The 15,542-nt window shown below is 62.1% G+C and carries 15 protein-coding genes; 9 read left to right on the forward strand and 6 right to left on the reverse strand.

Annotated elements, in window-relative coordinates:
- Positions 1-56: 56 nt before the first annotated feature.
- Genes VNT00_RS05390 through VNT00_RS05400 form a run of 3 tightly spaced genes read right to left on the reverse strand, consistent with a single transcriptional unit; the run spans position 57 to position 3,750 of the window.
- Entirely contained in the window at positions 57-1,223 is a 1,167-nt protein-coding gene (locus VNT00_RS05390; protein WP_325585249.1) for an iron-containing alcohol dehydrogenase, read from the reverse strand.
- Entirely contained in the window at positions 1,220-2,710 is a 1,491-nt protein-coding gene (locus tag VNT00_RS05395) for an aldehyde dehydrogenase family protein (RefSeq protein WP_325585251.1), read from the reverse strand. The genes VNT00_RS05390 and VNT00_RS05395 overlap by 4 nt, the downstream gene beginning before the upstream one ends.
- A gap of 11 nt (positions 2,711-2,721) precedes the next feature.
- On the reverse strand, positions 2,722-3,750 hold the full coding sequence (locus VNT00_RS05400; protein ID WP_325585253.1) for an amidohydrolase family protein: 1,029 nt from the start codon (positions 3,748-3,750) through the stop codon (positions 2,722-2,724).
- 396 nt (positions 3,751-4,146) lie between these two features.
- Here VNT00_RS05400 and VNT00_RS05405 point away from each other — a divergent pair, with 396 nt between their 5' ends.
- The 6 genes from VNT00_RS05405 (at position 4,147) to VNT00_RS05430 (ending at position 9,610) form a co-directional block, all read left to right on the forward strand.
- Entirely contained in the window at positions 4,147-5,319 is a 1,173-nt protein-coding gene (locus VNT00_RS05405; protein WP_325585255.1) for an ABC transporter substrate-binding protein, read from the forward strand.
- 216 nt (positions 5,320-5,535) lie between these two features.
- The gene (locus VNT00_RS05410; protein ID WP_325585256.1) at positions 5,536-6,456 is read left to right on the forward strand and encodes a branched-chain amino acid ABC transporter permease; all 921 of its coding nucleotides are present in this window, start codon (positions 5,536-5,538) and stop codon (positions 6,454-6,456) included.
- Between the two features lie 78 nt (positions 6,457-6,534).
- Positions 6,535-7,578, forward strand: a complete 1,044-nt coding sequence (locus VNT00_RS05415) for a branched-chain amino acid ABC transporter permease (RefSeq protein WP_325585258.1) — start codon at positions 6,535-6,537, stop codon at positions 7,576-7,578.
- Positions 7,578-8,330 (forward strand): ABC transporter ATP-binding protein, encoded by a 753-nt coding sequence (locus VNT00_RS05420; RefSeq protein ID WP_325585260.1) that lies wholly within the window; start codon positions 7,578-7,580, stop codon positions 8,328-8,330. Before VNT00_RS05415 ends, VNT00_RS05420 begins: the two co-directional genes overlap by 1 nt.
- Positions 8,327-9,037, forward strand: a complete 711-nt coding sequence (locus tag VNT00_RS05425) for an ABC transporter ATP-binding protein (protein ID WP_325585262.1) — start codon at positions 8,327-8,329, stop codon at positions 9,035-9,037. The genes VNT00_RS05420 and VNT00_RS05425 overlap by 4 nt, the downstream gene beginning before the upstream one ends.
- Positions 9,038-9,082: 45 nt before the next feature.
- Positions 9,083-9,610, forward strand: coding sequence for a MarR family winged helix-turn-helix transcriptional regulator (locus VNT00_RS05430; RefSeq protein WP_325585263.1), 528 nt, complete (start codon positions 9,083-9,085; stop codon positions 9,608-9,610).
- 94 nt (positions 9,611-9,704) lie between these two features.
- On the opposite strand, the gene VNT00_RS05435 is transcribed toward VNT00_RS05430, so the two are convergent.
- From VNT00_RS05435 to VNT00_RS05445, 3 genes are all read right to left on the reverse strand, one after another.
- The gene (locus VNT00_RS05435; RefSeq protein WP_325585265.1) at positions 9,705-10,040 is read right to left on the reverse strand and encodes a hypothetical protein; all 336 of its coding nucleotides are present in this window, start codon (positions 10,038-10,040) and stop codon (positions 9,705-9,707) included.
- A gap of 19 nt (positions 10,041-10,059) precedes the next feature.
- Positions 10,060-10,659, reverse strand: coding sequence for a VOC family protein (locus tag VNT00_RS05440; RefSeq protein ID WP_325585267.1), 600 nt, complete (start codon positions 10,657-10,659; stop codon positions 10,060-10,062).
- Positions 10,660-10,800: 141 nt separating this feature from the next.
- Positions 10,801-11,724 (reverse strand): LysR substrate-binding domain-containing protein, encoded by a 924-nt coding sequence (locus VNT00_RS05445; RefSeq protein ID WP_325585268.1) that lies wholly within the window; start codon positions 11,722-11,724, stop codon positions 10,801-10,803.
- A 220-nt stretch (positions 11,725-11,944) separates the two neighbouring features.
- Between VNT00_RS05445 and VNT00_RS05450 the strand changes: the two genes are divergently transcribed.
- The 3 genes from VNT00_RS05450 (at position 11,945) to VNT00_RS05460 (ending at position 15,504) form a co-directional block, all read left to right on the forward strand.
- On the forward strand, positions 11,945-13,600 hold the full coding sequence (locus VNT00_RS05450) for an FAD-dependent monooxygenase (protein WP_325585270.1): 1,656 nt from the start codon (positions 11,945-11,947) through the stop codon (positions 13,598-13,600).
- An 80-nt stretch (positions 13,601-13,680) separates the two neighbouring features.
- On the forward strand, positions 13,681-14,733 hold the full coding sequence (locus VNT00_RS05455) for an aromatic ring-hydroxylating dioxygenase subunit alpha (protein ID WP_325585272.1): 1,053 nt from the start codon (positions 13,681-13,683) through the stop codon (positions 14,731-14,733).
- Positions 14,734-14,859: 126 nt separating this feature from the next.
- Positions 14,860-15,504: a TetR/AcrR family transcriptional regulator gene (locus VNT00_RS05460; RefSeq protein WP_325585274.1), complete on the forward strand. Its 645-nt coding sequence runs from the start codon at positions 14,860-14,862 to the stop codon at positions 15,502-15,504.
- Positions 15,505-15,542: the final 38 nt, after the last annotated feature.

The raw sequence follows: 15,542 nt of genomic DNA on the forward strand, positions 1-15,542 counted from the left end.
GCTCTTGTTATCTTACTACGCCAATAGGCGCAGCCGGCCCTTCCGATGCGCGGGATTTAATGCGTCGCGCAGGTGCGGGCGCCGCTTAGCGACGCCGCCAGCATCGAGGCGTATTCGCCGGCGGTCGGCCGGAAGGGCGCGAACAGATTGAAATGGCTGCGTTGCGCCGCATCGGCCAGGTTCTGGACATTGTCGGTCGCGTAGCCCAGGTCGCCCAGCGTGGCCGGCAGATCCAGCGCTTGCATCAGGTTGGCTATTTCCTGAGCCAGCGAAGCGGCCGGGGCCACCCCCAATGCCTGGGCGATGGCGGCGCAGCGTTCAGGCACGTGCCTTGCCGTGGCATCGAGCGTGGCGACCAGCCCGATCCCGCTCAATACGCCGTGATGAAAGCCCTGGTCGCTGCACGCCAGCGCCACGGCATGGGCCGGGCCCAGGCCCATGCCTATCGATACGCCGCCGGCGAAGGCGGCCAGCATCATTTGCGTGCGAGCTTCGAGGTTTTGCGGTTCGGATACGGCAAGCCGCAAGGCGCTTGCAACGCGGGCTATGCCGTCCAGGGCGATGGCCTTGCCCAGCGGCTGATCCTTGTTCGACAGATATCCTTCGATGCAGTGGGAAAGCGCGTCGATGCCCGTGGCGGCGGTGAGCCGGGCCGGCAGGCCCGCCGTCATGACGGGATCGAGGATGGCGAGCGTGGGGATGAGATGGCGCGAGCTCATGCCCAGGCCGGGGGTGGTGGCGTCGGGATGGATGGCCGCGGAATGCGAGACCTCGCTGCCTGTGCCGGCCGTGGTGGGAATGACGATAAGCGGCGCGCTTGCGCCGTGCGCCACCCCTGGCTTGCCTGCATAGTCGGCAATGGCGCCCGGGTTGGCGGCCAGCAGAGCGATGAATTTCGCCGTGTCGATCACCGACCCTCCGCCCAGGGCGACGACGCCGTCGCAGGCTTGCCGCGCATACAGCGCCGTTCCGTTGTCCACATCGGAGAACACCGGGTTTTCAGTCACACCGTCGAAAACCGCCATCGAGCCCGCGTCGCCGTAGGCGTCGATAATTTGCGCCACCAGGCCGGCGGCCAGCACTCCCTTGTCCGTGACGAGCATTGGGCGCCGAACGCCCAAGGCGGCCAGTTCGCCGGCCAGCGCCGAGATGGCGCCGGCGGCGCAAAGCGTGCGCGGTACATCCAGGGCCTGCATGGCCCCGTTCAAGCCAAGTTGCGTCATAGCGGATACTTGCGTTTGTCGTTGCTGACGGTGATGAGGTTGAGGTCGCTGAACGTGTCGATGGCCCACCTGCCGAAGCGCGCCCAGCCGCTGTCCTTGACGCCGCCGAACGGGATCTGGGGTTCGCCGCCCATGGTCGGGCCGTTGACGTTGACCATGCCGGCCTGGATCTGGCCGCCCAGGGTAATGCCTTTCCAGACGTCCGAGGTCATGATCGAAGCCGACAGGCCGTAATCGGTGCCATTGGCCTTGTCCATGGCTTCCTGCTCGGTGTCGAAGGGTTCGACGATCACCACGGGGCCGAATACCTCTTCGCAATGGATGGGCGCGCTTTCGGGCACGTCCACCAGCACGGTCGGTTCGGCGCAACGGCCTTCAGTGTTGCCGCCGGCCGCGATGCGGGCTCCCTTGGCCACGGCCTGCTCGATGGCCAGCTTGAACTTGGCCAGCGCGGCATCGTTGATCAGGGGGCCGATTTTGTTCTGCGGATTGCTGGGGTCGCCGGCCTTGATGTCGCGGGCCCGCGCGGCGAACCGGGCGAGGAAGTCGTCGTAGAGCGGGCGTTCGACCAGGATCTTGCGGGTGTTCATGCAGATCTGGCCCTGGTGGAAGAATGCCGCGAAAATGGCCGTGTCCACCGAGTAGTCTAGATCGGCGTTCTTCAGCACGATCATGGGGTTGTAGCCGCCCAGTTCCAGCGCGATGCGCTTCAGGTGCTTGCCGGCGCGGGCGGCCAGCATCGAACCCGTGGCTGACGAGCCGGTGAAGTTGTAGGCCCGGACCTTGCGGCTTTCAAACAGGGGGTCGGCAATGGGGCCCACGGCGCCTGGCGCGTGGGTTACCACGTTGACCACGCCGGGCGGGAAGCCGGCCTCGGTCATGATTTCGCCCATCAGCAGGCCGGCGGAAACGGGGGCTTCCTCCGAGGGTTTCAGCACCACGGTATTGCCGCAGGCCAGCGGCGCGACAATGGTGCGAAAGCCCAGGGCCAAGGCGCCGTTCCAGGGGGAAATGCCGGCAACCACCCCCAATGGCCTGCGCACAGCCATCGCGAACACGCCCGGGGTGTCCGACTGCACGATCTCGCCGCCGGGCAGATAGGGATAGCCCGCAGCCTGGCGCAGCAGCCCGCAGGCCCACTGGATCTGGAAGCGCGCAAACGGCGTGGCCGTACCGGTTTCCTGGGCCATGATGAGCACGACTTCGTCGGCGCGGCGCTCGAGAATGTCGGCGGCCTTCAGGAACAGGGCCTGGCGGGCGCGGGCGCCCATGGCCGCCCACGCGGGGAAGGCCTTGTCGGCCGCTTCGATGGTGCACAGCGCATCGGCGCCGGTGGAAGCGGGAATGTGGGCGAAGACTTCCTCGTTGTAGGGGTTCAGGTCTTCGAAGGTGGCGCCGCCTTCCGCGTCCACCCATTCTCCGCCGATGAGCTGGCGGTACTGGCGTGGCTGCGAGGCGGGAATTTGCGCCGCAAGAGCTTGGGTCATGGTGTGTCTCCTTACTTGGCCAGGCGCCGCAGGCGCATCAGCCGCAGGGCGTTGCCGAAATACAGTTTGTCGGAATCCTCGGCGCTGAGGTTGAGGCTTTCGATGGAACGGATGCCTTCGCGAATGAACATCGGGCCGCCTTCGGGGTCGAAGGGGCAGTCCGAGGCGAACACCACATGGTCGGCTCCGAAGAAATCGAGGCCGCAGCGTAGCGCCGAGGCCGAGCCGCCCAGCACCGTGTCGCCGTAGAACATCTTGAAGTATTCGATGGGCGGCTTGGACAGGCGCTTGAGCACGTCGGCTTCGCTGCCGTCGGCGCTGCGGCTGCCAAGCTGCGCCCAGAGCGTTTCGGCCCGGCCCGAGAAATAAGGCAGCATGCCGCCGCAATGATGGGTGATGACGCGCAGGTTGGGCAGTTTTTCGAGCATGCCCGAGAACACCATGCGGGACATGGCCACCGATGTTTCGAAAGGCCACCCCAGCACTTGCCAGACTTCGTACTTCGAGCGTTCTTCGCCTTTGTAATCGATGGTGGTGCCGGGCCGGAAAGGATGCATCCAGACAGGCAGGTCGTGGCGCGTCGCCATGGCTTCGAATACCGGGAAGAACTCGGGGTCGTCGAGGGGGCGGCCGTTCACGTTGGTGACAACCTGGACTCCGCGCGCGCCCAGTTGGTTGATGGCGCGATCCATTTCCGCCAGGGCGGCAGGCACGTTGTTCATGGGCAGCGCCGCGACGAAGGCGGGAAACTGGTCGGGCCATCGCCGGCAGATTTCCGCCATGCCGTCATTGGCCACCCGGGCGAATTCCGGAGACTGATCCGGGCCGCCGAGCATCTCGGGCGACGGCTGGCTCAGGGTCAGGACCTGAACGACGTCGGGGAATTTCTCGACCATCATGGCCGCGCGCGCTTCCATATCCCACAGCATGCGCAGGCTGACCATGCGCTTGACGATGCCGGCGTCTTTGGAATGCGCCTTGACCAGCTCCAGGTACTGTGGCGGAAGTACGTGGTTGTAGATGTCTATTTTCTTTTGCATGACCGATTCTTTGTTTGGGCCGGGTGGTTTTCGTATTGGACGGGCCGTTCCGGCATGGGAGAGAGTGTGGTTCGGTGGTGTGCTTGTCTCGAGGATTTGCTTTTGGTTTTTCGCCGCCGATCCGGCCAATTGAATGTAAACGAGGGACGGGCGCGATGGAAGATGAAAAAAAAGCGCGATTGATGCCTGCAATGAATCATGGCGAGGAAAAACCGCCGTCCAGCCGGCCGGCCGATTATGGCCGAATGATGAATGCGGCGTGCCTTTGAAGCAACTGATGATGCTTTTCAGGTATCGAACCGGTTTTATTGTGATCTTCCGGGCAATGCTTCAAACGCGTACAGTAGTCGGCACATATTCACATAATAAAAATACATACCCACAAGGAGACAAACAATGTTGAATCGTTCAATTCGATACCTGATCGCCGGCTCGGCCCTGTTGGCCGCCTCGGCGACATTTGCGCAAGAGCCGATAAAAATAGGTTTCTTGTCCACGTTCTCGGGGCCCGTTGCCGTTCCCGGGCATGAAATGTACCAGGGCTTTATGCTGGCGGTTTCCGAACGCGGCGGCAAGCTGGGCGGCGTGCCGGTGGACATCATCAAGGAAGACGACCAGTTCAAGCCCGAGGTCGCCACGCAGGCCGCCACAAAGCTGATCGAGCGCGATCACGTACCCATTATCGCCGGCATCGTCGGCTCCAACGTCATGATGGCGGTGGCCAAGCCTATTTCCGATAAGGGTGTGTTCCTCATCAGCGCCAATTCCGGCCCCTCGCCGCTGGCCGGTTCGGGCTGCCTGCCCAACCTGTTCGTGGCCTCCTGGCAGAACGACAACATCTCCGAGGTCGTGGGGCAGTACGCCAACGACAAGGGGTACAAGAACGTGGTGCTCATGACCGCGAACTTCCAGGGCGGCAAGGATGTCCTGGGCGGGTTCAAACGGTTCTACAAGGGCAAGATACTCGACGAAATCTACACGCCGCTGAACCAGCTCGACTTCTCCACCGAACTGACGCAAATCGCGGCAACCAAGCCCGATGCGGTGTTCGCCTTCTACCCCGGGTCGATGGCCATTACGTTCGTGCGCCAGTATCAATTGGCCGGCCTGCTCAAGACCATCCCTTTGCTGTCCAGCGGCATTCTCGAAATCCCCACTTTGGCGGCACTGAAGGACAGCGCCCTGGGGGCGTTCGGCGGATCCTTCTGGGGGCCCGATGCCAACAATCCCGTCAACAAGAAGTTCGTCGCCGATTTCGAAAGCAAGTACAACCATATTCCGTCGACCTGGGCCGCCCAGGGCTACGACGCCGCGCTGCTGCTCGACTCGGCCATCGCCAAGGTCAAAGGCAATATGCAGGACAAAGATGCTCTGCGGGCCGCGCTTAAGGCGGCCGATTTCAAGTCGGTGCGCGGCAAGTTCAAGTTCAACAACAATCACTTCCCCATCCAGGACATGTCCATGTATGAAGTCATCAAGGATGCCAAGGGCCGGTATACCGTCCGCACGGTTGCCACGCCCATGAAAGACCATCAGGATGCCTATCACAAGATGTGCCCGATGAAGTAAGTCGGGCAGGGCGGGGCGGCCTCTTCGCCGCTGCGCCCCGCCAGGCCGCCGGCGCATGGCCGGCCTCGGCCCTGTGTTCCACTCCTGCGCCAAGCCCGACCGCGGGCGGGCGCCGGTCAATAAATCGTAAGTGTCGCGGCATGGAAGCCCCATGCCCGCCGGGCACTTTTTTGTCGCCGGCCATGAGGCGGGCAAGTTCAAGGCAGGTTTCCTGAAATGAGTTCGTCGATAATCTTTGCCCAGCTTTTGAACGGGTTCCAATTCGGCATCTTGCTGTTTCTGTTGTCGGCCGGCCTGACCCTGGTGCTTGGCATCATGAATTTCGTCAACCTGGCCCATGGTTCGCTGTTCATGGCGGGAGCCTATTTTTCCGTTGCTGCCTACAACTTGACGGGATCGTTCATCGGCGCCGTGCTGCTGGGCATTGCGGCAACCATGCTGCTGGGCTTCATCATGGAGCGCCTGGTGCTGGCAAAGCTTTATGCGCGCGATCACCTATACCAGGTGCTGGCGACATTCGGCCTCATTCTTTTGCTCAACGAGCTGGTCACCATGGTCTGGGGCCGGGCGGCCCTGTATGCCGAGCTTCCCTCGGCGCTGTCCGGCACGGTGAACCTGTTCGGCCTGCACTACTCGGCTTACCGGGCGAGCATCATCGTGGTGGGCCTGATCATTGGCCTGGCGCTGTACTGGATGATCAACAAGACGCGCGTGGGCATGCTCATCCGCGCCGGCGCATCCGATGCGCCCATGGTGTCGGCGCTCGGCGTCAACATCAAGCTCGTCAACCTGCTGGTGTTTTGCGCGGGCGCCGGGCTGGCCGGTCTTTCGGGCCTGATGGCCGCACCCATATTGTCGGTGCAGTCGGGCATGGGAGACCCGGTGCTCATCCTTACGCTGGTCGTGATCGTCACGGGGGGCATAGGCTCCATCCGGGGCGCATTCTACGGCGCCCTCATCATCGGCATGGTCGAGACGCTTGGGCGTGCCTTCCTGCCCCTATTGTTCCGGGCGATTCTCGATCCGGCGCTGGCCCAGGTGGCGGGGCCGGCCGTGGCCTCGGTGTCCATCTATATTTTGATGATCATCGTGCTGGCCATGCGCCCGCAAGGGCTGTTCCCGGTAAGGCACGGCTAGGCCGGACAGACGGAACACGCGTGGATTTGGCCGAATCGAAGGCATGAACCAATCAAGCAGCGCACCAGGACGCTTTATATGAATACGACACAGAATCTTCACGGCACGCCCGCTTCCGCGCCGGTTTCTCAGGCTCGAAAGCCGGGCCGGCCATGGCTTCGGGTGGCCGCTCCCCTGGCCATCGTCGCCATTCTGGCCCTGGTGCCGGTCGCAACGAGCCTGACTGCCGAGCCCTTTTACATCACGCTGGTGTCGCGCATCATGATCGTCGCGCTGGCGGCGGTGGGATTGAACCTGGTGCTCGGGTACGGCGGCATGGTCAGCTTCGGGCATGCGCTGTATATCGGCATCGGCGCCTATGCGGTCGGCATCCTGTCGTCCTACGGCATCACCAACGGCTGGGTGCAGCTTGCCGTGGCGCTGGCCGCCGGCACGGCGTCGGCTACGATCATCGGGCTGGTCTGCTCGCGAACCAGCGGCGTCGGCTACATCATGATCACGCTGGCCTTCGCCCAGATGTTCTATTCGCTGGCCATCAGTTTCAAGGCGTTCGGCGGGGAAGACGGCATGCCGCTGCCCACGCGCAGCGACTTCGGCATCATCGACATCGACAACAATATCGTGCTGTATTACCTGATTTTCGCCATTCTCTTCCTTGTTGTGTTTTTCTTCCACAAGCTCATCCACGCCAGGTTCGGGATGGTGCTGCGCGGCGGCAAGTCCAACAAGCGGCGCATGGGCGCCCTGGGGTTTCCCGTGTTGCGCTATCAACTGACGGCCTATGTGATTTCGGCATTGGTGTGCGTGGTCGCGGGGCTGCTGCTGGCCAACCTGACCCGCTTCGTGTCGCCTTCCTACATGCACTGGACTTTCTCCGGCGACCTGATCGTCATGGCGGTGCTGGGAGGCATGGCGTCCCTGATGGGGCCGATCGTCGGCGCGGCGGCGTGGCTGGTCCTGGAAGAACTGCTGTCGTCGCTGTCGCTGGGGTTGCCGTGGGGCCTGGACGATTACATACACACGCATTGGCTGGCCGTCATGGGGCTTTTCGTGATCGTCATCACCATCACGCTCAAGCACGGGTTGTACGGCGTGGTGTTTTCCGGAAAAGAGAGGGCGTGATGAACATACTTTCCGTTACCGGGCTCGTCAAACGCTTCGGCGGCCTGCTGGCAACCGACCACCTCGACCTTGACGTCGAGGCGGGCCAGGTTCACGCCGTCATCGGCCCCAACGGCGCGGGCAAGACCACGCTGATGAACCAGCTTTCGGGCGACATCACGCCGACCGAGGGCCGCATTCTATTCGAAGGCAAGGACATTACCGGCCAGCGGCCTTATCAGCGGGCGTTGTCGGGCATTGCGCGGTCGTTCCAGATCAGTTCCGTGTTCAACGACTTCTCGGTTCTGGAAAACACCCTGATGGCTGTGCAGGCGCGCAGCCGGCACAGCTTCCGGTTCTGGACGCCGGTGCTCCAGGACAGGCAGCTGGTCGAGCCGGCCCGCCAGGCGGTCGAGCGCGCCGGACTGGGGCGCGAAATGCACACGCCGGTCGGGCAGCTTGCGCATGGCGCGCGGCGCCAGCTCGAAATCGCCATGGCGCTGGCCATGCAGCCAAAGCTGCTGCTGCTGGACGAGCCCATGGCGGGGATGAGCCAGCAGGAGTCGCAAGAGCTCGTCTCGCTGTTGCGCAGCCTGAAGGGCGAATACAGCATCCTGCTTGTCGAGCACGATATGGATGCTGTGTTTGCGCTGGCCGATCGAATTACGGTCGTGGTGTATGGGCGTCCCGTCGCTTGCGGCACGCCCGACGAAATCCGCGGCAACGACGAGGTAAAGGCCGCATACCTCGGCGACCAGGAGGAAACTGTATGACGGCGCTTCTTTCCATCAGCGATTTGCAGACATCCTATGGCACCAGCCAGGTGCTTTTCGGGGTTTCCTTCGAGGTGTCGGCGGGGCAGTGCGTGACGCTCATCGGCCGCAATGGCATGGGCAAAAGCACGACGATAAACACCATCATGGGATGGGTGCCGCCCAGATCCGGCACGGTGCATTTTGCGGGGCAAGACATCACGGGCCGCGCCCCGTATCAGGTTGCCAAGGCGGGAATAGGGCTGGTGCCGGAAGGCCGGCGAATTTTTCCCACGCTTACCGTCAAAGAGAACCTGGTGGCGACGGCCACCCAGCGGTCGCAGCGCGGCAACCCCTGGAGCATCGATAAAATCTATCAAATGTTTCCCCGCCTGAAAGAACGCGAACGCAACCTCGGCTCGAACCTTTCGGGCGGCGAGCAGCAGATGCTGGCGATAGGCCGGGCCCTGCTGACCAATCCGACGCTCTTGATCCTGGACGAAGCCACCGAGGGCCTTGCGCCGGTGATTCGCGCCGAAATTTGGAAGTCCCTGGAAAACCTGAAGGCGTCGGGTTTGGCGCTGATCGTCATCGACAAGAACATCGGCCCCTTGCTCCGGGTGGGCGACCATCATTACATCGTAGAAAAGGGCCGCATCGTATGGGATGGCGCTTCGGCCGAGCTTCGCTCCCGGCCCGAGCTGCTGCGCGAATACGTGGGCGTTTAATCTGTCGTTCCAGTTCATGTAAGATTTGGCCTTGACGCTGGTATTTTGAATCAGCACGGTGACAAAGGCATGAAGGTGGAGCAAAACGAAACATACCCGGAGTTGAAGCTGAATCGAGGCTTGCGCCACGATAACGTGGGCCGCCTGCTCATGGAGGGATGGGGGTATTTCGAAGTCGCCCTGATGCGCCGGATCCACGAGGCGGGCTTCACCATGATCCGCCGTGTGCATTTCAAGGTGTTCCGCCATCTCGATCTCGAAGGGACCCGCATCGTGGAGCTTGCCGCGCGCGCAGGCATCACCAAGGGTTCCATGGGCCAGATCGTGAAGGAGTGCCAGCAGCTCGGCCTGGTGACGCTGCGCCCCGACCCCAGCGATGCCAGGGCGAAAGTCGTATCGTTCGCAGAGCAGGGCTTCGTGCTGATGGGGGTCATCCGCAACGCCATCACGCAGGTCCAGGCGGAAATGATGGCCGCCATGGGCGAAGACGACGGCGCCGTGGTGCTGCGCGCACTGCAGGCGCTGCGCGCGTATTTTGCTGAAAAGGAAGGCCCCCAGGCTTTCCGGGAGTAAGGCGCAAACGAGGCCTGTTCTGGGGAAGAAGGAGTCGGGCCCGGACTCGAATTTCCATTCGAAGGGTATTCCGGACCCGGGTGTCGGCGTGCTTTCAGTCTGGCATTGCCATGTGCGTCACGGTTTGGTTCGCGTGCTTGATCGTTCCTTCGAACAACGGCAGCACGGCGCTGGCATAATGCGTTCGCAGTTCCTGGCGCACCGGCGTGGCCAGGGCGGCTTCCAGATCCTGCTTGCTGTCGAAGCAGAACTGTATGGTTGCATAGATGGCGGGCGCGCCTTCGTCGACCTCATCGGCAACCGACATATTCGCCCAGCGAATGCGCGGGAAGCGCCGGTATAGTTCCACGATCCCGTGCAATTGGGCGTCCAGCTCGGCCTTTTTGCCGGCAACCGGCTGCCCGATGAAGTATCCACATCTTACGTACATATTCGGCTCCCGCTAGCGTTTATCGGGCGGCTTCGACGTACGGATTCATTTTGGGGGCGATCTGATCGCGCCACTCGCCATAGGGCTGGAAGCCTTCGCTGGATTCGCACATGGACTTGGTCAGCTCGTAGATTTCCTCGTCGGTCTTGGAGAAGTCCAGCGGGATGAGGAAAGGCTGCTTGATGTACCAGTCGGTGTCGACGAAGAACTCCAGGTTGTTGCCTTCGGGGTCGTGGGCATAGATGCTCCAGGCCACGCCGTGGTTGGCCGGGAACACGCTGTCTCCGCCGCCCGCGTTCAGGCGCTCGAGAATGTCGCGCAGGTCGGGCAGCGAAGCCACCTTGAAGGAAATCTGGTTGATGCTGGGCCCGAATTGCGGGTTTGCCGTGTTGGGGGGCAGTTGGGCCGGGCGGCCCGTGGCCAGCACGATCTGGTGATGGTCTAGTGGGTCGCGTGAAAGAAAAACCAGTTGCATGCCGCCGGCCAGGCCACGATCGGTTACCGTGAAGCCCAGAACCTTGGTGTAGAACTCTTCCATGGCCTCCAGGTTTTTAACGCTTAGCCCCATGTGGCTGAATTTAAGATTGGCGGCGCCGGTACGCGTTGTAGTGGCTGTCATAGTGGTCTCCGTTTGCGTGGGCTGTTTCGATGCGCCCAAGGGTTGCCTTCGCAATGAATAATGCGATGATTTTTATACTTGGTATGGTGACAGTACCATTTGGGCTTGTCAATTTTTTTCAGGCCGGGACTGATGCCATTTTTATACCGCTGAACGCGTCTTGCGTTCGTTCTCCAGATGCACGGCAGCCCGGCGGATCATATCGCAAAAATATTCGACGGCGGGAGTGGGCGGCAGGCCCGAGCGGCGCACCAGGCAAACGGGGGGCTCGGGCAGGGGTTCTTTGACCTTGATGATGTCCAGCGTGGCGCCGGTCATGGCCAGTTCGGCGAACTGAACAGGCAGGGCGGCCACCATGTCGGTGGTGGTCAGCGCGGTCAGGAACATCAGCGCCGAGTGCGCGCGCAGGACGAGCTTGGGCTTGGGCAGGCCGTATTGGGCAAACAAGGGGCCCAGTTCTTCCTCGGGCTTGAACGTGACCGAGGTCGTGACCCATTCGGCATCGACCAGTTCGCTCAGCGAGCGCGCCCCGGCCAGCGGATGGCCTTTCCGGCACAGAATGGCGCGGGTATTGTCGACCAGTTTTTCGACAAGCAGGTCCGGCGCCGGCGCGGGCACCAGTATCGGTCCCACGTAGCAGTCGAGCGTGCCGTTTTTCAGCAGCGGCTCTATGGTGGGAAACAGCCCGTCGCGAACGTTCAGGACCACTTCGGGGTAGCGGGCGCGGAATGCCTTGATCGCATAAGGGAACAGCGCGATCTGGGTAACGGTCGAGAGGCCTACGTAGACCGAGCCCGTGGCGCTGCCCCGCAGCTGCTCGATTTCTTCCTGGGCGCGCCGGACTTCGTTTTGTATGATCTGGGCGCGGGTCAGGAAACGCTGGCCGGTGGGGGTCAGGCTGATTCCCTTGGCCTCCCGGTCGAACAGCGAAACGTCCAGCTCCCGTTCAAGTTCCTGCATGCTGCGGGTCAGCGCCGATTGCGCCACGCCAAGATGGCGCGCCGCGGCACGGACGCTGCCGTGTTCGGCAATCGCCAGCAGATTGCGAACTTGAATAAGTTTCATGATGCCTGTCTCGTATCGATTGAATCCGGCAAGGGGCGGCGAATTTTGCCCGGGCAAGAACGAACCGTTGCCTGCCTTTATATCTTAGCTGATTAATTCTAGGCATCGTTCGAAAAGAAATGCCATCTTCTCCGGGCCGGGGGCGCTGGGTATATTCCATCATGAACATCATGGGGGATCGAGTAGCGGCAATCACCGGCGCTATGACGACGTATAGAACATGGAAGCAAAACCAGTGAACACGACAACATCCACACGCGTTGAAACGCAGGTCCTTATTGTCGGGGCCGGACCGGTGGGGCAGGGGCTGGCCATCGAGCTTGGCTTGCATGGCATCGACTGCATGGTCATCGACAAGAACGAGCGCGTCGGCACGGCGCCCCGCGCAAAAACCACCAATATCCGCACGCGCGAGCATTTCCGGCGCTGGGGCATTGCCGAGGCATTGCGCGAAGCTTCTCCGCTGGGCATTTATTATCCGTCCAACGTCATCTTTACCACGCGGCTTTCCGGCTACCAGTTGGCCCGGTTCGACAATGCCTTGTATTGCGGCACGGGACGCAGTCCGCTGTACTCCGAGCATGCGCAATGGATTCCCCAATATACGGTCGAGCAAATCATGCGCGACCGCCTTGCCACCCTGCCTTCCGTGAGCCTGAAGCTGCAATGCGAACTGCTCAGGTTCGAACAGCACGAAGACCATGTGGTCGCTCATCTGGACGATGCGAAGAACGGCATGGCCATGGAGGTCAGGGCGCAGTATCTTATCGGATGCGACGGTCCGCGCAGCCTTGTTCGCGAGACCATCGGCGCGAAGCTCGAAGGCACTTACGGCCTGTCCAGGAACTACAACTTTGTATTCAGGGCGCCCGGGCTGGCCAAGGCGCATCATCACGGCCCGGCCATCATGTACTGGCAGGTCAACAGCGACGTGCCCAGCCTGATCGGTCCCATGGACACCGGCGATCGCTGGTTCTTCATGCCAACGGGCCTGGCGCCCGGCGTGCACATCACCAAGGAAGAAGCGCCCGCTCTTATCCGCAAGGCAACAGGCATCGACCTGCCCTACGAAATCATCAGCGCGGACGAATGGACGGCAAGCCGGCTGCTGGCCACCCATTATCGCGACCGGCGCGTTTTCCTGGCCGGCGATGCGGCGCACATGCATCCGCCTTTTGGCGGCTTCGGCATGAACATGGGCGTGGGCGACGCGGTCGACCTGGGCTGGAAGCTGGCGGCCGTGCTGCAGGGCTGGGGCGGCGCAAAGCTGCTGGATAGCTACGAGCGCGAACGCCGTCCGGTGCACCTTCATGTCATGGACGAAGCGACCAACAATCACAGCCTCATGAGCAATGCCCTGCTGGAAAGCGGCATCGAGGACGATACGCCCCAGGGCGAGGCAACGCGCGAGCATGCCGGCCGGCGCATCCAGGCGGGCAAGCTGTCAGAGTTCTATACGCTTGGCACCATCCTGGGCGATTGCTACGCCGATTCGCCGGTGGTCGATCGCAGCGGCTACGCCAAGCCCGACGACGCCAAGCGCGATTTCCTCAACTATATTCCCTGTTCCGAACCGGGCTATCGCGCGCCGCACGCGTGGCTGCACGACGGCAGCTCGCTGTACGACCATTTCGGGTCCGGCCTGACTCTGCTGGTTTCGGCGCCGCAAGGCGAAGCCTCGGTCGCGGCGATCACCGCCGACGCGGCACGCCTGAATATCCCGCTTACGGTGATCCGGCCCGAGATCGGAGCCATTCATGGCCTGTACCCCCGCGCCCTGACCCTTATCAGGACGGATCAGCACATAGCCTGGGCTGGCGATACATGGCCCGCGGGTGGCAAGGCGCTGGCCGTGGCTGTGGGGCTCGATGCTTGAACTGATTATTGTATAGCCGGCCTGTCAGTCGAAAAACATAACAAGGACTGCGGCAGGCCTTATGGAGAATGGAGACAAACATGACTTATCTACGTAATGCGTGGTATGCGGCGGCCTGGGACAACGAAGTTGCCGCGGGGCAGCTTTTGGGCCGCACTTTTCTGGATCAGCCTGTCGTGCTGTATCGCGACGAGGCCGGCAAGCCCGTTGCGCTTGCCGACCGCTGCCCGCACCGGTTCGCGCCTTTGTCCAAGGGCAAGATCATCGACAATGCCATCCAGTGCCCGTATCACGGTCTGCGTTTCGGGGCCTCCGGCGCCTGTGTGCACAACCCTCACGGTTCCATTCCCAGGGCCGCGTACGTGGCCTCGTTTCCCTTGTTGGAAAAGTACGGCCTGATCTGGATATGGATGGGCGACCCCGACAAGGCCGACCCGGCCAAGCTGCCCGACTTCAGCATCATCGCCGATCACGACAACTATGCAATTGTGAATGGCTACCTCAAGATCGAGGCCAACTACCAGTTGGTCACCGACAACCTGCTCGATCTCAGTCATGCGCAGTTCGTGCACACCTTCATCGGCAATTCCGATTCCAGCGACCGCAACACCTTCGAGATGAAGGTGGAGGGCAGCACGGTCTGGGCCTACAACAACATGCCCGGCGAGCCGCCCACCAAGCTGTGGCAACTGATGTGGAAAAGCACGGCCAAAGTGGGCGACAGGCGCGCCAACATGCGCTGGGACGCGCCTTCGCACTTGCTGCTGGATGTGGGCTTTACCGATTGCGGCCGCCCCACGTCCGAAGGTCCCTCCATGCCCAGCGCGCACATCCTCACCCCCGAAACAGAAAAAAAGACTCATTATTTCTGGGCGGCGGCGCGCGACACCATGCGGGACGACGAGGAACTGAGCAAAATCATCTGGAAGGGCATCGACGGCGCCTTCCGCCTGGAAGACGAACCCATGATCGAGGACTGCCAGGCCCGCATGCAAACCGCCGACCTCATGTCGCTGAACCCGGTCATGCTGACCACCGACGCGGCCGCCATCCGCGCACGGCGGGTGCTGGCGATGCTGGTCGAGCAGGAGCAGTCGGCTGACTCTACCGCCTCGGCAGCCGCGGCTTCCTGACGGCCGTCACGATATCAGGCCCTGGATGCACCAGGGCCTTTTTTTTGGCATGGATGTTGACTGATTGATCAGTCAGTGCCTATACTGCGGAAAAAATGATGTTTTGCCAGAGTCGAGGAGAACGGTTTGCCCGAGCAGAACGCCAGCCAGAGCATTTTGGATGCCGCCGAGCGCATATTCGCGCTGCACGGATTCGAGGGCGCCAGCATGCGCCAGATATCCGTCGAAGCCGGGGTGGCCCAGGCCTTGCTCCATTACCATTTCGGCACCAAGGAAAAACTGTACGAGGCCATGTTCTCCCGGCGCTCCGACGCCATCAACACCGAACGGGCCGCGCGCCTGGATGTGCTGTTTGCGGCAGGCGGCGAACAACTGCCATCGCTGGCAAGCCTGCTGGAAGCTCTTTTCCGGCCGACCGTCGAGTTCGGTCACGAAGGGCAGGCCGGCAATATGTTTTCCCGGGTGCTGGCCGCTACCGCCAATGCCGACGACGAGCGCTCGCGCGCCCTCATCGCGACCCATTACGACGCCATAGCGCAGCGCTTCATCGATGCTTTCCAGCGGGTCGTGCCGGGCCTGAAGCCTTCGGACGCCGTCTGGTCGTATATGTTCGCCATCGGCGTGGGCATGACCATGATGGCCGCCACGGGCCGGGCGGGACGGCTGTCGGGCGGCGTCTGCAACGACAGCGACGTCGATGCCGTCATGGCGAGAATCGTGCCTTTCATTTCTGCTGGTATCGAAGCCTTGACTTCGCATTCATCAACGTAAACCGGACCAATCCGGTACAACAACTCGAAAGGGGACAA

The sequence above is a fragment of the Eoetvoesiella sp. genome, from assembly GCF_035555955.1.
In the GTDB taxonomy this organism is placed as follows: Bacteria; Pseudomonadota; Gammaproteobacteria; order Burkholderiales; family Burkholderiaceae_B; genus Eoetvoesia.